This is a genomic window from Nocardioides sp. Iso805N (genome assembly GCF_000364605.1).
Taxonomy (GTDB): Bacteria; Actinomycetota; Actinomycetes; order Propionibacteriales; family Nocardioidaceae; genus Nocardioides.
Genome location: NZ_KB822579.1, coordinates 371,933 through 394,343 on the forward strand (window position 1 = coordinate 371,933; position 22,411 = coordinate 394,343).

Consider the following 22,411-nt stretch of genomic DNA (forward strand, 5'->3'; position numbering starts at 1 on the left):
CGGGCTGGCAAACGCCGCGATGGGAGAATCGGCCCATGAGTCTGCGCCCCGATGCCACCGAGGTCCTCACCGCTGCGCTTCGTCAGCGGATCATGGTCATCGACGGCGCGATGGGCACCGCGATCCAGCGCGACCGTCCGGACGAGGCCGGTTACCGCGGCGAGCGGTTCAAGGACTGGCCGAGCGACGTGATCGGCAACAACGACCTGCTCACGCTGACCCAGCCCGAGATCATCGCGGGCATCCATCGCGAGTACCTCGAGGCCGGCGCGGACATCATCGAGACCAACACGTTCAACGCCAACGCCATCTCGATGTCCGACTACGGCATGGAGGAGCTCGCCTACGAGCTCAACTACGAGTCAGCCCGGCTCGCGCGGACGTGCGCCGACGACTTCAGCACCCCGGACAGGCCGCGGTACGTCGCCGGCGCGCTGGGCCCGACCAGCCGCACGGCGAGCATCAGCCCCGACGTGAACGACCCGGGTGCGCGCAACATCAGCTACGACGAGCTGGTGGCGGCGTACGCGACGGCGACGCGGGGCCTGCTCGACGGCGGTTCCGACATCGTCATCATCGAGACGATCTTCGACACGCTCAATGCCAAGGCGGCGATCTACGCGGTCGAGCAGGTCTTCGCCGAGCACGGCCGGCGCTGGCCGGTGATCATCTCCGGCACCATCACCGATGCCTCCGGGCGCACCTTGAGCGGCCAGGTCACCGAGGCCTTCTGGGACTCGGTGCGGCACGCTCGGCCCATCGCGGTCGGCCTCAACTGTGCCCTCGGCGCGCAGGAGATGCGCCCCTACATCGCCGAGCTCGCGCGGGTCGCCGACACCTTCGTCTCCTGCTACCCCAACGCCGGCCTGCCCAATGCCTTCGGCGAGTACGACGAGGGTCCCGCGGAGACTGCGGGTTACGTCGCCGAGTTCGCCGCGGCGGGCTTCGTCAACATCGTCGGCGGCTGCTGCGGCACCACGCCCGCCCACATCAAGGCGATCGCCGACGCGGTCGCGCCGGTGGCTGAGCGTGCCCCCTCCTCGCCGGAGCCGGCGTTGCGGCTCGCCGGCCTGGAGCCGTTCGCGGTCAAGGACGACAGCCTGTTCGTCAATGTCGGCGAGCGGACCAACATCACCGGCTCGGCGCGTTTCCGCAACCTGATCAAGGCCGGCGACTACGACACCGCCCTCACCGTGGCCGCGCAGCAGGTCGAGAGCGGTGCCCAGGTCATCGACGTCAACATGGACGAAGGCATGATCGACGGGGTCGCGGCGATGGAGCGCTTCCTCAAGCTGATCGCCTCCGAGCCCGACATCAGCCGGGTGCCGGTGATGATCGACTCCTCCAAGTGGGAGGTCATCGAGGCCGGCCTGAAGTGTGTCCAGGGCAAGCCGATCGTGAACTCCATCTCGCTCAAGGAGGGTGAGGAGCCGTTCATCAAGCACGCCATCGCCTGCAAGCAGTACGGCGCGGCGGCCGTGGTGATGGCGTTCGACGAGGACGGCCAGGCCGACTCCTACGAGCGCCGGATCGCGATCTGCGAGCGCGCCTACCGGATCCTGGTGGATCGGGTCGGGTTCGACCCTGAGGACATCATCTTCGACCCGAACGTCTTCGCGGTCGCGACCGGCATCGAGGAGCACGCCACCTACGGCGTCGACTTCATCGAGGCCACCCGCTGGATCCGGCAGAACCTGCCGGGCGCGAAGGTCTCCGGCGGCATCTCCAACGTGTCGTTCTCCTTCCGTGGCAACAACTTCGTCCGCGAGGCGATCCACGCGGTCTTCCTCTACCACGCCATCCAGGCGGGCCTGTCGATGGGCATCGTCAACGCCGGCGCGCTGGTCACCTACGACGAGATCGACCCCGCGCTGCGCGAAGCCATCGAGGACGTGGTGCTCAACCGCACCGGAGACTCTGTTGCCGCCACCGAGCGCCTGCTCGAGCTGGCCGAGCGACACCGTGGCAGCGGCGAGGAGGCCGAGGCGAAGGTCGATGAGTGGCGCTCGCTCCCGGTCGGCGAGCGGATCACGCACGCCCTGGTCAAGGGCCTGGACGCCTTCGTCGAGCAGGACACCGAGGAGCTGCGCGCCTCGCTGGCTGCCGAGGGGCGTCGTCCGATCGAGGTGATCGAGGGGCCGTTGATGGACGGCATGAACGTCGTCGGCGACCTGTTCGGCGCGGGCAAGATGTTCCTTCCGCAGGTGGTGAAGTCCGCTCGCGTGATGAAGAAGGCCGTCGCCTACCTCATCCCGTTCATCGAGGAGGAGAAGGCCGCCGATCCGTCCCTGGCCGGCGCCGACACCAACGGCAGGATCGTGATGGCCACGGTGAAGGGCGACGTCCACGACATCGGCAAGAACATCGTGGGTGTGGTGCTGCAGTGCAACAACTACGAGGTCATCGACCTCGGCGTGATGGTGCCGGCCCAGAAGATCCTCGACACCGCAGCCGAGGTCGGTGCGGACATCATCGGCCTCTCCGGCCTGATCACACCGAGCTTGGATGAGATGGTCAACTTCGCCGCCGAGATGCAGCGTCAGGGACTCGACATCCCACTGCTGATCGGTGGCGCCACCACGTCCCGTGCCCACACGGCGGTGAAGGTCGACCCCAAGTACGACGGCCCCGTCGTCTGGGTCAAGGACGCCTCCCGCTCGGTGCCGGTCGCTGCGCAGCTGCTCGGCGAGCGACGCGGCGCGTTGATGGCGTCGGTCAAGGAGGACTACAACGCCCTCCGCGCCCGGCACGCGGAGAAGCACGACCGCCCGATGCTCACCTACGCGCAGGCGCGGAACAACGCCACGTCGATGGACTGGGCGTCGTACACGCCTCCGCGGCCGGCGCAGCTCGGGGTGCACGTGCTCGCCGACTACCCGGTCAGCGAGCTGCGCGAATACATCGACTGGCAGCCGTTCTTCAACGCCTGGGAGATGAAGGGCAAGTTTCCCGACATCCTCAACAGCCCTGTCACGGGGGAGGCGGCGAGCAAGCTGTACGCCGACGCGCAGGCGATGCTCGACCAGATCGAGACCGAGGGCTGGCTCAAGCCGCGTGGTGTCTACGGGCTCTTCCCGGCGAGCTCGACCGGGGAGGACGTGACCGTCTGGACCGACGAGGCCCGGACCGACGCACGGACGACGCTGCACCAGCTGCGCCAGCAGGGTCAGCACCGCGACGGCGTACCGAACCGCTCCCTGGCCGACTACATCGCGCCGGCCGACTCGGGGGTGCCGGACTGGGTCGGCGCCTTCGCCGTCACGGCCGGCACCGATCTGCCCGAGCGCGTGAAGGCCTACAAGGACGCGCTCGACGACTACAACGCGATCCTGCTGGAGGCACTCGCCGACCGCCTGGCCGAGGCCTTCGCGGAGCGGCTGCACCAGCGGGTCCGCACCGAGTTCTGGGGCTACGCTGCCGAGGACGGGGTGTCCAACGAGGACCTCATCGCTGAGAAGTACGCCGGGATCCGTCCCGCGCCGGGCTATCCGGCCTGTCCCGAGCACACCGAGAAGCAGACCATCTGGGACCTGCTCGACGTCGAGGCGAACACCGGCATCCAGCTGACCGAGTCGATGGCGATGTGGCCCGGGGCGTCGGTCTCCGGCATCTACTACAGCCACCCGCAGTCGCAGTACTTCGTGGTCGGCCGACTCGGCCAGGACCAGGTCGCCGACTACGCCAAGCGCAAGGGCTGGCCGCTGACCGAGGCCGAGCGGTGGCTCGGGCCCAACCTCGGCTACGAGCCGGAGGACTGAGATGACCGATCCCGACCTTCGTGATCGCTACGGTCGCGAGAGCCTCGGGGTGAAGATCCTGTTCTCACTCGTGGCGGCGGCGATGATCGCGCTGGGGGCCATCTGGACCTTCACCGGCACGGGTGCCGCCCAGACCTTCGGTCCGATCCTCGCCGGGCTCGGCGTGGCGCTCGGCTACGTCATGCTGGCGCAGAAGCGGCATTGACCGCCGTCGAAGGGCGATGCGGCCGATCCGAGGGCGTCCTGACATGATCGCGACGTGACTTCGAAGCCGGCCGCCGTGCTCTGGGACATGGACGGCACCCTGGTCGACACCGAGCCGTACTGGATCGATACCGAGTACGAGATGGCCCGCACCTACGGGGGCGAGTGGACGAAGGACGACGCCCTCACCCTGGTCGGGAACGATCTGCTGCAGTCGGGCCGCTACATCAAGCAGCGGATGGGGCTGCCGCACACGCCCGAGGAGGTCGTCGAGCTCCTGCTCGATGGCGTCTGCGCCCGGATCGACGCCGACGTACCGTGGCGACCGGGCGCCCGAGAGCTGCTCGAGGACCTTCGTGCGCACCAGGTGCCCTGCGCGTTGGTGACCATGTCCTACCAGCGGTTCGTGGCCCCGATCCTGGCCCACCTGCGGGCCGAGACCTTCACCGTGATCGTGACCGGCGACCAGGTGCGCAACGGCAAGCCGCACCCCGAGCCCTACCAGACCGCCGCCGCCGCCCTCGGGCTTGAACCGAGCCGGTGCCTGGCGATCGAGGACTCGAACACCGGGGCCAAGTCGGCCGAGTCGGCCGGCTGCACCGTCCTGGTGGTGGAGAACCACGTGCCGGTGCTGCCCGGCGAACGCCGCGTCTTCCGCCCGACGCTGGCGGGTCTCGGGGCGACCGATCTGCCCGAGCTGCTGCCGCCCCGTTAGCTCCTAGTGAGCGAGTCCGTCACCACGCGTCGCGAGATCGCGACGCGCGAGCCGCGTCATGGCGTCGACGGGATCTGTGCTCACCTTCGATGAGAAGGTGGACGCATGACCGAGGTACGCCAGCTGCGCCCGACGCCGGATCAGTTCGCCTACGCCTTCGGCGGCCGCGAGCCGCTGCTCGTCGTACGGCCAGGCACGATCGTCGAGCTCTTCACCGAGGACTGTTACGCCGGCAAGGTGACCAGCGTCGACGACCTGCCGAGCGAGGTCTGCCAGTTCCCGTTCCTCAATCCCGTCACGGGCCCGATTGCGGTGGAGGGCGCCGAGGTCGGCGACACGCTCGCGGTGCACTTCGTCGAGATCACGCCGGCGCGCGATCTCGCGTTCTCCAGCACGTTCCCGCACTTCGGCGCACTCACGGGCACGCACCAGACGGCGATGCTGCACCCGGCGCTGGAGGAGCGGGTCTGGCGCTACGACATCGACGTGGCAGCTGGCACCTGCACGTTCCGAGCCCGCAGGTCCGACCTGGTGATCGACCTGCCACTCGACCCGTTCCACGGGACGGTAGGTGTCGCCCCTGCGGCGGGCGAGACGATCATGTCCATCACGCCGGCTGCCCATGGCGGCAACATGGACACGCCCGAGATGCGCGCGGGGGTGACGGCGTACTTCCCCGTCAACGTACCCGGCGGACTGCTTGCGATCGGCGACGGTCATGCCCGCCAGGGCGAGGGCGAGGTGTGCGGGACTGCGATCGAGTCGGCGATGAACACCGTGGTGCTGGTCGACCTGATCAAGGGGCGCGCTCCTGTTTCGCCGCGGATGGAGAGCGATAGCTTCTTGATGACGACCGGCAACACCCGCCCGCTCGAGGACGCCTTCCGGATGAGCCAGAGTGACCTGGTCGGCTGGACCGCCGAACTCTTTGACCTGGAGCTGCTCGACGCGTACCAGCTGGTCAGCCAGGTGGGCCTTGCGCCGACCGGAAACGTAGTCGACACCAACTACACGATGGTGGCCAAGTTCCCTAAGTCGCTGCTGGGTATCGACGCCTACGAGGGCATCCATCAGCGGCTCCGTGCGGCGGGACGCGACTACCTCCGTCACCGCTGAGCCTGCGAGGCGAGGCCCGTCCCCGCCGATGCCCGGCCGCGACGTCCACAGGAGTAGCGGTTACTATGGTTCTGTCCGGCCCGGGGCGGCGTCATCGACGCGCTCTTCTCTGGGGCCGATGTGAACGATTCGCCACGCAACCGCGTGGCAGAACAGGACGTGGTGTGGCGGCAGAGGGTCGGCGCGCTTCCGGGCGGGGGAGGACCTCGCAGCGGCAGCGATCGCGGCAGCGGGACGAGGGCGGGCTGATTCCGGTCCTCGCCAAGGCCGTGCGTGAGGTCGAGATCGGCGTCCAGCGGGGACGGCCTGAGCCGACCCGCTTCCAGGTCGTCGCCCTGCTGGTGCGCGACGAGCGCCAGCGGCTCAAGTCCGATCCCGAGCTGACCGAGCCGGCCCGTGCCGCCGAGCTGAAGCGGCTCGACGGCATCGCCACCATCCTTGCCCAGACCGCGGCGCGCGAGCCGTCCCTGTTCGGGCTGCTCGGCGAGGACGCGGTCGAGTCCGATGCGACCCGCGGCCTACGGCGCCAGCTGCTCACCGCCGCGGGCCAGGACCCCGGCCCGGAGGCCGAGGAGCCGGTTCGCCGCGACACGACCGTCGTGCGGACCGAGCGGCAGGTGGTCCCGGCATCGGTGGCGCGAGCACAGCTGATGACGCCTTTCATGGTGCCTGACTTCTCCGCTGCGCCAGCTCGGGTGGAGACGCGCCGCCTGGTCGGGTGGGACCTGATCGGTCCGCTGCTCAACTCGTTCGAGCACCCAGCCCCAGGCGTCTCGTCCTGCATGGAGCTGCCGGGCGCCCGTCCTCCCGCCGTACTTCCGGCGGGGCTGTCGCTGATGGACCACCAGGCCCGTCTGGTGGCGTCGGTGGCGGACGGACACCGCACGTTCCTGCTCGCCGACGAGCCAGGTCTCGGCAAGACGGCTCAGTCGCTGCTCGCGGCCCAGGCGGCCGAGGCGTATCCGCTACTGGTGGTGGTGCCCAACGTGGTCAAGACCAACTGGGCGCGCGAGGCGGCTCGCTGGACGCCGGGCCGCAGCGTCAGCGTGGTGCACGGCGACGGCAACGACGTGGACGGTTTCGCCGACATCATCGTGCTCAACTACGAGATCCTCGATCGTCATGTCGGCTGGATCGGGGAGCACGGCTTCCGCGGGATGATCGTGGACGAGGCGCACTTCATCAAGAACAAGAAGTCGCAGCGTTCCCAACACGTGCTGGAGATCGCCGACCGGGTGCGCCAGCGGGTCGCGAACCCGTTGATGATGGCGCTCACCGGTACGCCGCTGATCAACGACGTTGAGGACTTCCTCACGATCTGGCAGTTCCTCGGCTGGATCACCGAGCGCTCCCCGCGGCCGGGCCTGATGGCCAGGCTCGAGGAGAGCGGCATGACGCCGGCCGACTTCGGGTTCTATCCGGCAGCACGCCAGGCGGTCGTCGACATGGGGATCGTGCGGCGCCGCAAGGTCGATGTCGCCGCCGACATCCCGGCCCGCCGGATCGCCGACCTGCCGGTCGAGCTCGACGATGCCGAGAGCCGCTCGATCCACGCCGCGGAGCGCGAGCTCGCGTTGCGGCTGGTCAAGCGCTACGACTCGGCCCTTGCTGCTCGGCGCGAGCATCGCGGGGTCGAGGTCGAGGGCATCGACCACGAGCTCGTACGCCGCGTCGCCGGCTGGGAGCTCGCCGACGGCGACGACTCCAGCACCGGCGACAACGTGTTCGCGATGGTGCGTCGGATCGGCCGCGCCAAGGCGGGCCTGGCGGCCGACTACGCCGCTCAGCTGGCCCGCAGCGCGGGCAAGGTGGTCTTCTTCGCCAAGCATCTCGACGTCCTGGACGCCGCGGGCGAGGTGTTCGACAAGCGCGGCATCACCTACACCGAGATCCGCGGCGACCAGTCCGCGACGGCCCGCACGAAGGCGATCGACTCCTTCGTGAACGACCCGGACGTCGCGATCATCGTCTGCTCGTTGACGGCGGCCGGTGTGGGCGTCAACCTCCAGGTCGCCTCGAACGTGGTGCTGGCCGAGCTCTCCTGGACAGATGCCGAGCAGACCCAGGCCATCGACCGGGTGCACCGGATCGGGCAGACCGAGCCGGTCACCGCTTGGCGCGTGATCGCGGCCCAGACCCTCGATGCGCGGATCGCGGAGCTGATCGACCAGAAGGCCGGACTGGCCGCTCAGGCGCTGGACGGCATCGCCACCGAGGACGCGCTCTCGAGCGTCGACATCCGGCTCGAGGCACTGGTGCGACTGCTGGCCGATGCGCTGGCCGAGCGCGACGCGCCCAGCGACGACGCCGAGGACGTCGAGGTCGACCTGCACTGATCGGACCGATCGGTGCTCAGTCCGCTGCGGCGGGCCCCGGCAGTGGCGGCGGCGTGCCGCCGAAGGCGGGGCACAGCTCCTGGTGGGCGCACCAGGAGCAGAGCTTGCTGGGGCTGGGTCGCCAGTCGCCGGACTGCTCGGCCGCCCTGATGGCATGCCAGATCGCGACCACCTTGCGCTCGGTGGCCCGCAGGTCGGCCTCGTCTGGCTGGTAGCGCAGCACCTCGCCGCTGCCCAGGTAGAGCAACTGCAGCATGGCCGGGACCTCGCCGCGGACACGCCACATCACCAAGGCGTAGAACTTCATCTGGAACAGCGCCTTGGCTTCGAAGCCAGGCCGAGGAGCTCGCCCGGTCTTATAGTCCACGACGCGGACCTCGCCGGTCGAGGCGACGTCGAGCCGATCCACGAAGCCGCGCAGCAGCAGCTTGGACTCCAGCAGCGTCTCGACGTAGAGCTCGCGCTCGGCCGGCTCCAGCCGGCTCGGGTCCTCCACGGTGAAATAGCGCTCGAGCACCGTGCGGCAGGAGGTCATCCAGCGCTCGCGCTCCGCCTCGGGCAGCATCTCGGCGAGCTCGGGCTCCGCCTCCTGCAGCTCGGTCCAGGCCGGAGCGAGCATGTCCAGCGCGGTGACTGGCGTCCGATCGCGGGCCGGGAGGTCGAAGAGCTGCTCGAGGACCTTGTGCACGACCGTGCCGCGGACCGCGTCGGGCGAGGGCGGCTCAGGGAGCTTGTCCACCGACCGGAACCGGTAGAGCAGCGGACAGGTCATGAAGTCGGACGCCCGGCTAGGAGAGAGCGCGCCCAGGACGTGCAGGCCGTCGACGGGGGTCGACAGCAGCTCGGCAGGGGAGACAGCGCTCATGACACGAGACCTTAGGCGAGACCACCGACAGTCGCGGTAGCGACGCCGGACGCGACCGCCGTACGCGTTCGGCTAGGCTCGGAGCGTGGCCGATCATCGACCGCGACCGCCGCAGCGTCAGCTCCCTCCCGGCGTCGTCAGGCTGGGGAGCATTGCCGGCAGCGACGTCCTGGTGACGCCGTCCTGGTTCCTGATCGCCGCATTGATCGTGGTCATCATGAGTCCGGTCATCGAGAGCGTGCAGCCGGGCCTGGGCGCGCTGAAGTACGTCGCAGGCTTCGTCTTCGCCGTGATGCTCTACGGCGCGGTGCTCATCCACGAGGCGGCCCATGCCGTCGTCGCGACCCGGCTGGGCTACCCGGTCGGACCGATCACCATCCACTTCCTCGGCGGCGCCACCCAGGTCGAGGAGGAGTCACGGCGGCCCCGCGACGAGTTCCTGATCGCCGTGGTCGGCCCGCTGACCTCGTTGCTGATCGCGGGCGTGGGAGCGCTGCTGTGGTGGGCCGGTCCGGACGGCCTGCTCCTCTTCGCCGTGCAGTTCCTCGCGGGGGCGAACCTCTTCGTCGGCGTGCTCAATCTCGTGCCGGGGCTGCCCCTGGACGGTGGCCGCGTGATGCGGGCAGCGGTGTGGGGCGCGACCAAGAGCATGCACCGAGGCACGCTGGTGGCCGGCTGGATCGGCCGCGGCGCAGCCGTGTGCGTGATGGCCTGGCCGTTTGTTGCCCAAGCCATCACCGGCCGGACGGCGTCGCTCTACAACGTGATGTGGGGGTTCCTCCTCGGCATGTTCCTGTGGTCGGGCGCGACCGCCTCCATGAGCCATTCCCGGATTCAGCAGCGACTGCCGCAGCTGGTCGCGCGCAACCTCGCCCGCCGTACGCTGACCGTGCCCGCCGACCTCCCTCTCGCCGAGGCCGTACGCCGCGCGCAGGAGGACCACGCCGGGGCGATCGTCACGGTGACCTCCTCCGGCACACCCATCGGGCTGGTCAACGAGGCGGCACTGCTGGCCACCCCGCCCGAGCGACGGCCGTGGATGCCGACCTCCGCGGTGGCTCGCACGCTGACCGACGGACTCTCGCTGCCCGCCACCATCCACGGTGAGGACCTCATCCGGGCGATCGGCGCGATGCCCTCGCCGGAGTACCTGCTGCTGGAGGAGGACGGCTCCATCTTCGGCGTGCTCGCGACCGCCGACGTGGATGCGGCCTTCCAGCAGGGCGGCCGATAGCCTTCCGGGCATGTCCGACGCGCTCGACCCCAACACCGACGTCCCTGCCGAGGCCTGGTCGGGGGTGCACAGGGGTGTGCTGCGCGAGGGCGAGTGGGTGCGGCTGACCGACGCCAAGGGCCGTCGGCACAACTTCGAGCTCGTCGCGGGCAAGCGCTTCTTCTCCAACAAGGGCCACCTCGAGCACGACGACCTGATCGGTCGCGAGGAGGGCTTCACCATCACCTCCTCGGTCGGCGGCGAATACCTCGTCTTCCGGCCGCTGCTGTCGGAGTTCGTGGTCTCGATGCCGCGCGGCGCCGCCGTGGTCTATCCCAAGGATGCCGCCCAGATCGTCGCGATGGCCGACATCTTCCCGGGCGCCCACGTCGTCGAGGCCGGCGTCGGCTCCGGCGCGCTCACGTGCTCGCTGCTGCGTGCTGTCGGCCCGCACGGCCGGGTGACCTCGTTCGAGCGGCGCGAGGAGTTCGCCGACGTGGCCCGCAAGAACGTCGGCCAGTTCTTCGGCGCGGAGCCGCCGACCTGGTCGCTCAACCTCGGCGACCTGCAGGAGGAGCTGCCGCGCTCCGGCGCCAAGGCCGACCGGATCATCCTGGACATGCTCGCCCCGTGGGAGTGCGTCGACGCTGCAGGCGAGGCGCTGCGTCCCGGCGGCATCCTGTGCGGGTACGTCGCGACCACCACCCAGATGTCGCTCTTCGTGGAGACGCTGCGCGCCCACGGCGGGTTCACCGAGCCGCAGGCGTGGGAGTCGCTGGTCCGCGACTGGCACGTCGAGGGCCTGGCCGTCCGGCCCGGGCACAAGATGATCGGCCACACCGCCTTCCTGGTGACCGCACGCCGGCTCGCGCCGGGGGCCAAGCCGCCGCGCAAGACCCGTCGACCGGCGCCCGGCGCCTATGGCTCGGACTACCGCGGCCCGAGGCCTGCGGACATGCCGGAGCCCGCCGCCGACCCGGCGGCCCAGCCGGTGACGGAGCCGCTGGACGCACCCGCCGCCGCGGTCGAGGAGTCCGTCGAGGACTGATCCACCGCACCGGCATCAGCCGGTGAACGGCCCGCAACCGATTCGTGACCAACACGTTCGGGCAACCGCGCGGATCTGCTCTTCCATTGTCGTACTCCGCGGGTAGGGTCCTAGACCTAGGAGGTGTGACAGATGTCGACATCCGACGGTTTCACCGGTTCCGGGCACAGCCCTGAGGAGCCCACGCAGCACGCCCGAGGCTTCGACGCGTACGGCGACCAGCCCTTCGGCGCGCGCGGCCCCGACGCCCGACTCGCCGACACGCAGCGCTCGCTCGCAGCGGTCACCGCACAGAACGAGCGCCTCGCCTCCACGTTGCGCGACGCGCGCGACCAGATCCTCAAGCTCAAGGAGGAGGTCGACCGGTTGGCCCAGCCGCCCGCCGGCTTCGGCACGTTCCTCAGCGCCAACGAGGACGACACGATCGATGTCTTCACCGGGGGCCGCAAGCTGCGGGTGACGGTCTCACCCAACGTCGACGTCCCGTCCTTGCAGCGTGGCCAGGAGGTGATGCTCAACGAGGCACTCAACGTCGTGGACGCGCTCGCCTTCGAGAAGATCGGCGAGGTGGTGATGTTCAAGGAGCTCCTCGCCGACGGCGAGCGGGCGCTCGTCATCGCCAACGCGGACGAGGAGCGGGTGGTCCGGATCGCGGCGCCGCTGCTCGGCGAGCACATCCGGGCCGGCGACGCCCTGCTGCTGGAGTCCCGTTCCGGCTACGTCTACGAGAAGGTGCCGAAGTCCGAGGTCGAGGAGCTCGTCCTGGAGGAGGTCCCTGACATCTCCTACGACTCGATCGGTGGCCTGGGCGACCAGATCGAGATGATCACCGACGCGGTCGAGCTGCCCTACCTCTACCCGGACCTGTTCCTCGAGCACGAGCTGCGTCCGCCGAAGGGCATCCTGCTCTACGGCCCGCCGGGCTGCGGCAAGACGCTGATCGCCAAGGCGGTCGCCAACTCGCTCGCGAAGAAGGTCGCCACCAAGACCGGATCCGAGGGGAAGTCCTACTTCCTCAACATCAAGGGTCCCGAGCTGCTGAACAAGTATGTCGGCGAGACCGAACGGCACATCCGGTTGGTCTTCCAGCGCGCCCGGGAGAAGGCCTCAGCGGGCACTCCGGTGATCGTGTTCTTCGACGAGATGGACTCGTTGTTCCGCACCCGCGGCACCGGTGTCTCCTCGGACGTGGAGAACACCATCGTTCCGCAGCTGCTCAGCGAGATCGACGGCGTCGAGGCGTTGGAGAACGTGCTGGTCATCGGCGCCTCCAACCGCGAGGACATGATCGACCCGGCGATCCTTCGACCGGGCCGGCTCGACGTGAAGATCAAGATCGAGCGCCCCGACGCCCAGGCCGCCCGCGACATCTTCACCAAGTACCTCACGGCGAACCTGCCGCTGCACGGCGACGACCTGGCCGAGTTCGGCGGTGATCGCGTCGCGACAGCGGCGGCGATGATCGACGCGACCGTCACCCGGATGTACACCGAGTCCGAGGAGAACCGCTTCCTGGAGGTCACCTACGCCAACGGTGACAAGGAGGTCCTCTACTTCAAGGACTTCAACTCCGGCGCGATGATCCAGAACATCGTCGACCGCGCCAAGAAGATGGCGATCAAGCAGTTCATCGAGTCCGGTGCCGACCTGGGCCAGAAGGGCCTGCGGGTCGCGCACCTGCTGCAGGCGTGCGTGGACGAGTTCAAGGAGAACGAGGACCTGCCCAACACCACCAACCCGGACGACTGGGCCCGCATCTCCGGCAAGAAGGGCGAGCGGATCGTCTTCATCCGCACGCTCATCACCGGCAAGCAGGGCTCCGAGCCGGGGCGCTCCATCGAGCAGGTCGCCGCCACGGGTCAGTACCTCTGAGTGCGTAGGCTCGAACCATGAGTGTTCGACGCGTGATGGGGACCGAGATCGAGTATGGCATCTCGGTCGCGGGCCAGCCGTTGGCGAATCCGATGGTCGCGTCCTCGCAGATCGTCAACGCCTACGCGTCGTCCACGCTGAAGGCGCGTCGCGCACGCTGGGACTTCGAAGAGGAGTCCCCGCTGCGCGACGCGCGCGGGTTCGACATGAGCCGCCAGGTCGCCGATCCCAGCCAGCTGACGGACGAGGACCTCGGCCTGGCCAACGTCATCCTCACCAACGGCGCGCGGCTCTACGTCGACCACGCCCACCCGGAGTTCTCCACGCCGGAGGTGACCACGCCGCTGGACGCGGTGCGTTGGGACAAGGCGGGGGAGCAGATCATGCTCGACGCCACCCGCGCGGCCCAACGCCTGCCCGGTAACCCGCAGATCTCGCTCTACAAGAACAACACCGACAACAAGGGCGCCTCCTACGGCGCCCACGAGAACTACCTGATGCGCCGCTCCACGCCGTTCGGTGACATCGTCAAGCACCTGACGCCGTTCTTCGTCAGCCGGCAGGTCTTCGCCGGCGCGGGCCGGGTGGGGCTCGGCCAGGACGGTCGCGGTCACGACGGCCGCAAGCACGGCTTCCAGCTCAGCCAGCGGGCGGACTTCTTCGAGGTCGAGGTCGGCCTCGAGACGACGCTCAAGCGGCCCATCATCAACACCCGTGACGAGCCGCACGCGGATCCGGAGAAGTACCGCCGGCTGCACGTCATCATCGGGGACGCCAATCTCGCCGAGATCTCGACGTACCTCAAGATCGGCACGACCTCGTTGGTGCTGGCGATGATCGAGGAGAAGTTCATCGGTCGCGACCTCACGCTCGATGGCCCGGTCGCGGCGCTCCGTGCGGTCAGTCACGACCCCACCCTCAAGCACACCGTGACCCTCAAGGACGGTCGCAGCCTGACCGGGATCCAGCTGCAGCTCGAATACCTCGACCTCGCCAAGAAGTACGTCGAGGATCGCTACGGCGCCGATGCCGATCCACAGACCAAGGACGTCCTGGAGCGCTGGGAGTCTGTCCTGGATCGGCTCGAGCGCGACCCGATGCTCTGTGCCGCCGAGTTGGACTGGGTCGCCAAGCTCAAGCTGCTGCAGTCCTACCGGGACCGCGACGGGTTGGAGTGGAACGACGCCAAGCTGCACCTGATCGACCTGCAGTATGCCGACATCCGTCCCGAGAAGGGGCTCTACCACAGACTGGTGCGGGCCGGCCGGATCGAGCGGCTGCTCGACGACGCCACCATCGAGTCCGCGATGCACGAGCCGCCGAGCGACACGCGCGCTTACTTCCGGGGCCGCTGCCTGGAGAAGTACTCCGAGAACGTCGCCGCCGCGAGCTGGGACTCGGTCATCTTCGACCTGCCCGGCCGCGAGTCGCTGCAGCGCGTGCCGACCATCGACCCGATGCGCGGCACCCGGAGCAGTGTCGGCGCACTGATCGACTCCTGTGAGACCGCTTCACAGCTGTTCGATGCGCTGACCCGCTAAGTTGGGAGACATGGCACAGGAACAGAAGCAGCCGCGGAAGTCCGAGGCCGACGAGGACGTTGTCGACGCCGCCGAGACGAGCGATGTCGCCGAGCGCAAGGAAGCTCTCGATAACGACATCGACGACATCCTCGACGAGATCGATGACGTGCTCGAGACCAACGCCGAGGACTTCGTCAAGTCGTTCATCCAGAAGGGCGGCCAGTGAGCACCCCTCATCGTCACTCGCTCCGCTCACACCACGTCGGGGAGTCCGCATGACCGACAGCTCTCGGATCCCGATGTCCTTCATGACGCCCGGGACGTCCTCGTTCGCCGACTTCGTGGCGACCAACGCCCCCGACCTGCTGCCCGCGCGACGGACCATGCCGGCGGGCAACGCCGCCGAGCTGGCGCCGCACGGCACCACCATCGTGGCGGTGACCTACCCGGGTGGCGTGGTGATGGCGGGCGATCGTCGCGCCACGATGGGCAACGTCATCGCCCAGCGGGACATCCAGAAGGTCTTCCCGGCCGATGAGTTCTCCTGCGTCGGCATCGCCGGGACGGCGGGCCTTGCGGTCGAGATGGTGCGCCTGTTCCAGACCGAGCTCGAGCACTACGAGAAGATCGAGGGCATCACGCTCTCGATGGACGGCAAGGCCAACCGGCTCGCCGCGCTTATCCGGCAGAACCTCGGCATGGCCATGCAGGGACTCGCCGTCGTACCGCTGTTCGCGGGCTTCGACCACGAGGCCGGGATCGGCCGGATCTTCTCCTACGACGTGACCGGCGGCCGCTACGAGGAGACCGCGTTCCACTCGGTTGGCTCCGGTTCGATGTTCGCGCGCGGGGCGCTGAAGAAGCTCTACCGCGACGACCTCGACGAGACCGGTGCCGTCACCGCGATCGTGCAGGCCCTGTACGACGCAGCAGACGACGACTCGGCGACCGGTGGCCCCGACCTGACCCGGCGGATCTTCCCGGTCGTGCACGTGATCACCGCCGCGGGCGGTCACCGCCTCCCCGACGACGAGGTGGCGGCCGTGGCCGATCGCGTGGTCGGGGGCCGGATGCTGCGCCCCGACGGGCCGGTCGCCGCGCTCGAGGGAGGTCGCTGAGATGTCGATGGGATTCGGGGGCTACGTCAGCCCGGAGCAACTGATGAAGGACCGGGCGGACTTCGCTCGGAAGGGCATCTCCCGAGGCCGCTCAGTGGTCGGTCTTCAGTATGCGGACGGCCTCCTCTTCGTCTCGGAGAACCCCTCGGCGGCGCTGCACAAGGTCAGCGAGATCTACGACCGGATCGCCTTCGCCGCCGTCGGGCGCTACAACGAGTTCGAGAATCTCCGCATCGCGGGTGTCCGGCTCGCCGACATGCGCGGCTACTCCTACGACCGTCGTGACGTCACCGGCCGCGGTCTGGCGAACGCCTACGCCCAGACGCTCGGCTCGATCTTCTCCAGCGGCGGCGAGAAGCCCTACGAGGTGGAGCTCTTCGTCGGCGAGATCGGTGACTCCGCGGCGGCCGACCAGCTCTACCGCCTCACCTACGACGGTCAGGTCGCCGACGAGCACGGCTATGCCGTCATGGGCGGTGCGGCCGAGGTGGTCGCGGGCTATCTCAAGGAGCGCTACGAGGAGGGCGCCTCGCTCGGCTCGGCGCTGCGGCTGGCGGCTGACGCGCTGGGGCACTCCCCGGGCGCCAACGGCTCCGACGGTGCCGATCGGGTGATCCCGGTCGACGACCTGGAGGTCGCGGTGCTGGATCGCACCCGGGCCCAGGCGCGGAAGTTCTCCCGGATCAGCCCCACCCGGCTGGCCGGGTTGCTGGGGGAGCGGGTGAGCGCAGCGGCAGCGGCTCCTGCCGCCACCGACCCGGCAGTGGCTCCGGGCGAGGTGCCGAGCTCCGGCGAGCCACCGATCGCTCCGCCGCTCTGAACGCACGTCACGTTGACCGTGGAGTGTTGTGCGCACCTCGTGCCCGCAACACTCCACGGTCTTCGCGTTACGTCCGCCCCTAGCGCGTCGAAGCACCCCGGGCGCTTTCGCACGGGTCTAGTGTTTCAACATGGACCGGCGGATCTTCGGCATCGAGAACGAGTACGGCGTGACGTGCACGTTCCGTGGCCAGCGGCGGCTGAGCCCGGACGAGGTCGCGCGCTACCTGTTCCGCAAGGTGGTGAGCTGGGGACGCAGCAGCAACGTCTTCCTCCGCAACGGCGCGCGGCTCTATCTGGACGTCGGCAGCCACCCGGAGTACGCCACCCCCGAGTGTGACGACGTCATCGAGGTCGTCACCCACGACAAGGCGGGGGAGCGCACCCTGGAGGGGCTGCTTCTGGACGCCGAGCAGCGGCTGCACGATGAGGGCATCGCCGGCGAGATCTACCTGTTCAAGAACAACACCGACTCGGCGGGCAACTCCTACGGCTGCCACGAGAACTACCTCGTCAGCAGAGCCGGGGAGTTCAGCCGGCTGGCCGACGTACTGATCCCGTTCCTGGTCACCCGCCAACTGATCGTCGGAGCGGGCAAGGTCACCCAGACACCGCGCGGCGCCACCTACAGCATCAGCCAGCGCGCTGAGCACATCTGGGAGGGCGTCTCCAGCGCCACCACCCGGAGCCGGCCGATCATCAACACCCGCGACGAGCCGCACGCGGACGCGGAGAAGTACCGCCGGCTCCACGTCATCGTGGGCGACTCGAACATGTCCGAGACCACCACGATGCTCAAGATCGCCTCCTGCGACCTTGTGCTCCGAATGATCGAGGAGGGCGTGGTGATGCGCGACATGACCATGGAGAACCCGATCCGGGCCATCCGCGAGGTCGCGCACGACATGACCGGACGGCGCAAGGTGCGGCTCGCCAACGGCCGCGAGGCCAGCGCCTGGGAGATCCAGATGGAGTACCTCACCAAGGCGCGCGACTTCGTCGACCGACGGCAGATCTCCACCCCCACGATCGAGCGCGCCCTCGACCTGTGGGAGCGCGGGCTCAAGGCGGTCGAGTCCGAGGACCTCAGCCTGGTCGACCGCGAGATCGACTGGGTGATCAAGTGGAAGCTGCTCGAGCGCTACCGCGCCAAGCACGGCCTCCCGATGGGACACCCGCGGATCGCCCAGCTGGATCTCGCCTACCACGACATCCACCGCAACCGCGGCCTCTACTACCTGCTGGAGAAGAAGGGCGCCGTCGCCCGCGTCACCACCGACCTGAAGATCTTCGAGGCCAAGTCGGTGCCACCGCAGAACACCCGTGCCCGGCTGCGCGGGGAGTTCATCAAGAAGGCGCAGGAGCGCCGGCGCGACTTCACCGTCGACTGGGTGCATCTCAAGCTCAACGACCAGGCCCAGCGCACGGTGTTGTGCAAGGACCCGTTCCGGGCCTACGACGATCGCGTGCAACGACTCATCGACGGCATGTGAAGCAGTCGTCGCGGGGAAACCGCGGCACCGTGCGAGAACCTTCGGCGTCTCGGACGTCGTCGGCTAGGGTGTGCTCGCCCTGATCGCCGATCCCGAAGGTTCCACCGTGCGTCTGCGTCGCTCCGCGTCCCTCGTCGTACCCGCCATGCTCCTGCCTGCGCTCGTCGCCTGCGGGAGCACCCAGATCGGGTACGGCGACGCCACCACCCAGGGCTTCGCGGGTGTCACCATCTCCGGTGTCCAGGGCAAGGCCCCGACGGTGAAGTGGACCAAGGAGATCGCCTACCCGAGCTCCACCACGGTCAAGACCCTCGTCAAGGGCTCCGGTGCCGCCGTCGCCAAGGGCGACAGCATCAGCGCCAACATCTGGATCGGCGACGGCACCACCAAGCTCCAGTCCTACAGCGACTACGCCAGCGGCGCCCCGGAGACTCTGACCTTCGACAGCAAGCTCGGCGACGAGTGGACCAAGATCCTCGCCGGTGCTCACTACGGCGACCGGATCGCGGCGGTCGTGCCCTCCGACAAGCTGCTCGGCGCGGCGGGCAACCCCGAGCTCGGCATCGGCACCCAGGACAGCCTGCTCGTCATCGTCGACCTGATGGAGAAGACCACTCCCGCGCCGAGCGCGAGTGCGTCGCCGAGCGCTTCGGCGAGCTCGACCGCGGCCGCCACCCCAGCCCTGAAGGGCCCCAAGGGCAAGGTCCAGGCGGCGCCGAGCTGGATGCCGAAGCTCGAGGTCAAGGGCGGCGCCACCAGCGCCCCGACCGGCATGAACTTCAAGGGCATCGCCAAGCCCAAGGCCACCGGCAAGCTCAAGCAGGCGATCCTGATCAAGGGCACCGGCAAGAAGGTCAAGGCCGGCGACACGATCACCGCCAACTACTACGGCATGGTGTACGGCGCGAAGACCCCGTTCGACGAGAGCTACTCCAAGACGCCGTTCACCAGCGCGCTGTCCGGCCTTGTCCAGGGCTGGCAGCAGGGTCTGGTCGGGGTACCGGTCGGCAGCCGCGTCTTCCTGCAGATCCCGCCGTCGCTGGGCTACGGCGCAACCGCGCAGAGCGGCATCCCGGCCAACTCCACGCTCTACTTCGTGCTGGATGTCCTGGCCGCCAACTGACGGCAGCCCGAACACCCGGCTGAGGGCTCCTCCTCAGCGCCGCCGTCGCCCCTTGCGGGACGATCGCGGCGCTCAGGCACGATTCAGGGTCGGTTCAGGGTCCCCGGTTACGGTGGGCCACGTCAGTCCCTCCACCAGAAGGTCTTCCCTGTGCTTCGTCGTTTTCACCGCCCCGCGGCCCTCGCGCTGCTCCCCGTCCTGATGGTCCCGGCCCTTGCCGCATGCGGCGGTGGGAGCAACAAGGACGATGCGAAGGCCAGTGCGAGCGCGAGCGCCGCCACGGGCCTGTCGGCGGTCGCCGTCACCGGTGACGTCGGCAAGAGCGTCACCGCGAAGTGGAAGTCGACCATCGCCAAGCCGACGACGACGACTGTCTCGACCCTGGTCAAGGGCACCGGTGACGCGATCGCGGCCAACGACTCGGTCAGCACCTATCTCTGGATCGGTGACGGCACCACCAAGAAGGTCGCCTACAGCGACTACCAGCAGGGCGCCGCGGAGTCGCTGCCCAACAACGGTCAGCTCGGCACCGTCTTCGACAAGCTCTTCACCGGCGCGACCTACGGCTCCCGGGTCGAGGCTCTGACCACCGCCGCTGACCTGCTCGGCTCCGACTCTGCCGCCACCCAGCTCGGCGTCGGCAAGGACGACAGCCTGGTGGTCGTGGCCGACCTGGTGAAGAAGGCGCCGACGTCCCCGACGCCGAGCGACGACAAGGCGCACACCGCAGCCCCCGGCACCCAGCCGAAGGTCGTGCTGAAGAAGGGTGTCGTCTCCGGTCTGGACTGGAAGGGCGTCAAGAAGCCCGCGCTGACCACGCCCGTCCAGCGGGTGATCCTGAAGCAGGGCAAGGGCGCGAAGGTGAAGACGAGCGACACCGTCACGGTGAACTACCTCGGCGAGACCTACAAGGCCACCAAGCCCTTCGACGAGAGCTATTCCTCCAAGAAGGCCTTCTCCTCCCAGCTGAGCCAGTTGATCAAGGGCTGGTCGATCGGTCTGGAGGGCGTGAAGGTCGGTAGCCGGGTGCTGCTCCAGGTTCCGCCGGCATATGCCTACGGTGCGAGCGCACAGACCGGCATCCCGGCGAACTCCACGCTGTGGTTCGTGATCGACGTCGTCAAGGCGAAGTAGCCACATCACCTCGGTGGGTTCTGCGGCGATGCCCTAGGCTCGTCTCGCCGAATGAGTCCAGCGAAGGGAGCCCCGTGGCCGCGGCCAAGACCGAGCGCTTGATGAACCTGCTCATCATGCTTCTCGTGCAACGCGGCTACGTGAGCAGGGAGCGCATCCGCGAGCTGCTCTACAAGGACTCCTCGGACGATGCCTTCGAGCGGATGTTCGAGCGGGACAAGGAGGAGCTGCGCAGCCTCGGCGTACCGATCGAGACCGGCGGTCACGACCCGCTCTTCGAGGACGAGGCCGGCTATCGGGTCAGCCCCGATCAGTTCGCGCTGCCCCCGATCGAGCTCACCGCCGACGAGGCCGCGGTCATCGGCCTGGCGACCAAGGTCTGGGAGCACGCCCGGCTCGCCGAGGCGACCACCGAGGCGGTCCGCAAGCTCACCGCGGCGGGCGTGGACGTGGACGTGGCAGCGCTCGACCTGGTCGAGCCGCGCCTGGCCGCCGAGGAGCCGTCGTTCGACGTCTTCCTCGAGGCGGTCCAGGAGCGGACAGCGGTGCGCTTCGACTACCGCACCTCCGGCGGTCCGGACGTGAGCTCGCGGCACGTCCAGCCATGGGGGGTGGTCCGCTTCTCCGGTCGTTGGTACGTCGTCGGCTACGACGTCGATCGCGCCGACCAGCGCGTCTTCCGCCTCTCGCGCGTGGTGGACGATGCTCGCAAGGTCGGTGAGCCCGGCAGCTACCAGGTGCCCGAGGGCATCGACGTGCGCGCGATCGCCAAGGCCACGTTGCGCCCCGAGCGCGCCCAGGAGCCTGCGGTGCTGCTGGTTCGCGGCGGCGCGGGGCACACCCTGCGGCGTCGGGCCGAGCGGGTGGAGCCACTGGCCGAGGGTGAGCGACGCCCGGACGGCGGCCACTGGGAGCGGTTGCACCTGCTCTCGCCGCCGTCCGACCTGGCCGACGAGATCCTCTCCCACGGCACCGACGTCTACGTGGAGGAGCCGGCCGCCCTGCGGCGTACGGTCATCGAGCGGCTGCAGGGGGTCTCGTGAGCACCCCGACGAGCTCGGCCCGCCCCGGGCCGGCGACGGCGACCGGCGCGAAGGAGCAGGTCGCCCGGTTGCTGACGCTCGTGCCCTACCTGCACGCCCGCGGTGGCGTGCGGCTCGACGAAGCGGCCCGCGACCTGGGCGTCTCCGAGCGGCAGCTGGTCAAGGACCTGCGGGTGCTGTTCCTGTGCGGTCTGCCCGGCGGCTATCCCGACGACCTCATCGACGTCGACCTGGACGCGCTGGTCGACCCGGAGGGGGACCGGGTCATCCGGGTCGCCAACGCCGACTACCTCGCGCGACCGCTGCGGCTCTCCCAGACCGAGGCGACAGCGATCATCGTGGCGCTGCGTGCGCTGCGCGGCGGTGCCCTGACCGAGCAGGCGGCCGAGGTGGTCGACCGGGCGCTGGGCAAGCTCGAGCACGCGGCTGCCGACGCGGCCGCGCCCATCGAGGTCCCGCTGGAGCCCGACGAGCGCGAGTACGCCGCCCGCAAGGCCCTCCTGCAGCGCGGCGTCACGGAGCAGCGCCAGCTCCGGCTCTCCTACTTCGTCCCGACCCGCGACGAGGAGTCGGAGCGGATCGTGGATCCGCGCGGCGTGGTGTCCTACCGCGGCGTCGAGTATCTCGACGCCTATTGCCACAGCGCCGAGGCGCCGCGACTCTTCCGCCTGGATCGGATCCGTGCCGCGACGCTGCTCGAGACACCCGTGGTGTCGGCACCTGAGGCACCGCGAAGCCTGGCCGAGGGCCTCTTCGCGCCCGGCGAGCACCTGCTCACGGTGACGCTGCGGCTGGAGCCGACAGCTCGCTGGGTGACCGAGTACTACCCGACCCAAGATGCACATCAGATGGCCGACGGGAGTCTGCAGGTCGACCTCCAGGTGGCCGACCTGCGCTGGCTGAGGCGCCTGCTGCTGCGGCTCGCGCCGTACGCCTCGGTGATCGCTCCGGCCGAGGTCGCCGACGATCTCCGCGATGCGGCGAGCGCCGCATTGCGGCTCTACGATCAAGACGCATGAAGGGGGCGCGTA

At 69.1% G+C, this 22,411-nt stretch carries 18 protein-coding genes; 17 read left to right on the top strand and 1 reads right to left on the bottom strand.

What is annotated here, in order from left to right; genetic code table 11:
• Positions 1-35: 35 nt before the first annotated feature.
• From metH to H036_RS22870, 5 genes are all read left to right on the top strand, one after another.
• Positions 36-3,758 (top strand): methionine synthase, encoded by a 3,723-nt coding sequence (metH, locus tag H036_RS0113715; protein WP_017935367.1) that lies wholly within the window; start codon positions 36-38, stop codon positions 3,756-3,758.
• A 1-nt stretch (position 3,759) separates the two neighbouring features.
• Entirely contained in the window at positions 3,760-3,963 is a 204-nt protein-coding gene (locus H036_RS0113720) for a hypothetical protein (RefSeq protein ID WP_017935368.1), read from the top strand.
• 54 nt (positions 3,964-4,017) lie between these two features.
• The gene (locus H036_RS0113725) at positions 4,018-4,677 is read left to right on the top strand and encodes an HAD family hydrolase (protein ID WP_017935369.1); all 660 of its coding nucleotides are present in this window, start codon (positions 4,018-4,020) and stop codon (positions 4,675-4,677) included.
• A 105-nt stretch (positions 4,678-4,782) separates the two neighbouring features.
• A complete protein-coding gene (locus H036_RS0113730; RefSeq protein WP_017935370.1) occupies positions 4,783-5,793 on the top strand; it encodes an acetamidase/formamidase family protein in 1,011 nt (336 codons plus the stop codon).
• 269 nt (positions 5,794-6,062) lie between these two features.
• Positions 6,063-8,129 carry a DEAD/DEAH box helicase gene (locus tag H036_RS22870; RefSeq protein ID WP_017935371.1) on the top strand — a complete coding sequence of 689 codons (2,067 nt, stop codon included), beginning with the start codon at positions 6,063-6,065 and terminating at the stop codon, positions 8,127-8,129.
• A gap of 16 nt (positions 8,130-8,145) precedes the next feature.
• Here the strand turns inward: H036_RS22870 and H036_RS0113740 are convergent, their stop codons facing one another.
• Complete coding sequence (locus H036_RS0113740) at positions 8,146-8,994, bottom strand: RecB family exonuclease (protein ID WP_017935372.1); 849 nt, start codon at positions 8,992-8,994, stop codon at positions 8,146-8,148.
• Positions 8,995-9,079: 85 nt separating this feature from the next.
• Between H036_RS0113740 and H036_RS0113745 the strand changes: the two genes are divergently transcribed.
• From H036_RS0113745 to H036_RS0113800, 12 genes are all read left to right on the top strand, one after another.
• A complete protein-coding gene (locus tag H036_RS0113745; RefSeq protein ID WP_017935373.1) occupies positions 9,080-10,228 on the top strand; it encodes a site-2 protease family protein in 1,149 nt (382 codons plus the stop codon).
• Between the two features lie 10 nt (positions 10,229-10,238).
• Positions 10,239-11,255, top strand: coding sequence for a tRNA (adenine-N1)-methyltransferase (locus H036_RS0113750; RefSeq protein WP_017935374.1), 1,017 nt, complete (start codon positions 10,239-10,241; stop codon positions 11,253-11,255).
• Positions 11,256-11,387: 132 nt separating this feature from the next.
• Entirely contained in the window at positions 11,388-13,127 is a 1,740-nt protein-coding gene (gene arc / locus H036_RS0113755) for a proteasome ATPase (protein WP_017935375.1), read from the top strand.
• A 17-nt stretch (positions 13,128-13,144) separates the two neighbouring features.
• Complete coding sequence (gene dop, locus H036_RS0113760) at positions 13,145-14,668, top strand: depupylase/deamidase Dop (RefSeq protein WP_026146048.1); 1,524 nt, start codon at positions 13,145-13,147, stop codon at positions 14,666-14,668.
• 10 nt (positions 14,669-14,678) lie between these two features.
• Positions 14,679-14,876, top strand: a complete 198-nt coding sequence (locus H036_RS0113765; RefSeq protein ID WP_017935377.1) for a ubiquitin-like protein Pup — start codon at positions 14,679-14,681, stop codon at positions 14,874-14,876.
• A 49-nt stretch (positions 14,877-14,925) separates the two neighbouring features.
• On the top strand, positions 14,926-15,768 hold the full coding sequence (gene prcB, locus H036_RS0113770) for a proteasome subunit beta (RefSeq protein ID WP_026146049.1): 843 nt from the start codon (positions 14,926-14,928) through the stop codon (positions 15,766-15,768).
• Between the two features lies 1 nt (position 15,769).
• Positions 15,770-16,588 carry a proteasome subunit alpha gene (gene prcA, locus H036_RS0113775; protein ID WP_017935379.1) on the top strand — a complete coding sequence of 273 codons (819 nt, stop codon included), beginning with the start codon at positions 15,770-15,772 and terminating at the stop codon, positions 16,586-16,588.
• 130 nt (positions 16,589-16,718) lie between these two features.
• Positions 16,719-18,080, top strand: a complete 1,362-nt coding sequence (gene pafA, locus H036_RS0113780; protein ID WP_017935380.1) for a Pup--protein ligase — start codon at positions 16,719-16,721, stop codon at positions 18,078-18,080.
• A gap of 106 nt (positions 18,081-18,186) precedes the next feature.
• A complete protein-coding gene (locus H036_RS24485) occupies positions 18,187-19,203 on the top strand; it encodes an FKBP-type peptidyl-prolyl cis-trans isomerase (protein WP_157417357.1) in 1,017 nt (338 codons plus the stop codon).
• 150 nt (positions 19,204-19,353) lie between these two features.
• Positions 19,354-20,337, top strand: a complete 984-nt coding sequence (locus tag H036_RS24490) for an FKBP-type peptidyl-prolyl cis-trans isomerase (RefSeq protein ID WP_017935382.1) — start codon at positions 19,354-19,356, stop codon at positions 20,335-20,337.
• A 74-nt stretch (positions 20,338-20,411) separates the two neighbouring features.
• Entirely contained in the window at positions 20,412-21,380 is a 969-nt protein-coding gene (locus H036_RS0113795; RefSeq protein ID WP_017935383.1) for a helix-turn-helix transcriptional regulator, read from the top strand.
• On the top strand, positions 21,377-22,399 hold the full coding sequence (locus H036_RS0113800; RefSeq protein WP_017935384.1) for a helix-turn-helix transcriptional regulator: 1,023 nt from the start codon (positions 21,377-21,379) through the stop codon (positions 22,397-22,399). The genes H036_RS0113795 and H036_RS0113800 overlap by 4 nt, the downstream gene beginning before the upstream one ends.
• The last annotated feature ends 12 nt before the right edge of the window (positions 22,400-22,411 follow it).

Excerpts from the sequence above, each read along its gene's own strand:
- dop (WP_026146048.1), top strand. The coding sequence starts at position 13,145 with ATGAGTGTTCGACGCGTGATGGGGACCGAGATCGAGTATGGCATCTCG.
- metH (WP_017935367.1), top strand. The coding sequence starts at position 36 with ATGAGTCTGCGCCCCGATGCCACCGAGGTCCTCACCGCTGCGCTTCGT.
- H036_RS0113730 (WP_017935370.1), top strand. The coding sequence starts at position 4,783 with ATGACCGAGGTACGCCAGCTGCGCCCGACGCCGGATCAGTTCGCCTAC.
- H036_RS0113720 (WP_017935368.1), top strand. The coding sequence starts at position 3,760 with ATGACCGATCCCGACCTTCGTGATCGCTACGGTCGCGAGAGCCTCGGG.
- H036_RS0113740 (WP_017935372.1), bottom strand. The coding sequence starts at position 8,994 with ATGAGCGCTGTCTCCCCTGCCGAGCTGCTGTCGACCCCCGTCGACGGC.
- prcA (WP_017935379.1), top strand. The coding sequence starts at position 15,770 with ATGTCGATGGGATTCGGGGGCTACGTCAGCCCGGAGCAACTGATGAAG.
- H036_RS0113750 (WP_017935374.1), top strand. The coding sequence starts at position 10,239 with ATGTCCGACGCGCTCGACCCCAACACCGACGTCCCTGCCGAGGCCTGG.
- H036_RS0113765 (WP_017935377.1), top strand. The coding sequence starts at position 14,679 with ATGGCACAGGAACAGAAGCAGCCGCGGAAGTCCGAGGCCGACGAGGAC.
- prcB (WP_026146049.1), top strand. The coding sequence starts at position 14,926 with ATGACCGACAGCTCTCGGATCCCGATGTCCTTCATGACGCCCGGGACG.
- pafA (WP_017935380.1), top strand. The coding sequence starts at position 16,719 with ATGGACCGGCGGATCTTCGGCATCGAGAACGAGTACGGCGTGACGTGC.
- arc (WP_017935375.1), top strand. The coding sequence starts at position 11,388 with ATGTCGACATCCGACGGTTTCACCGGTTCCGGGCACAGCCCTGAGGAG.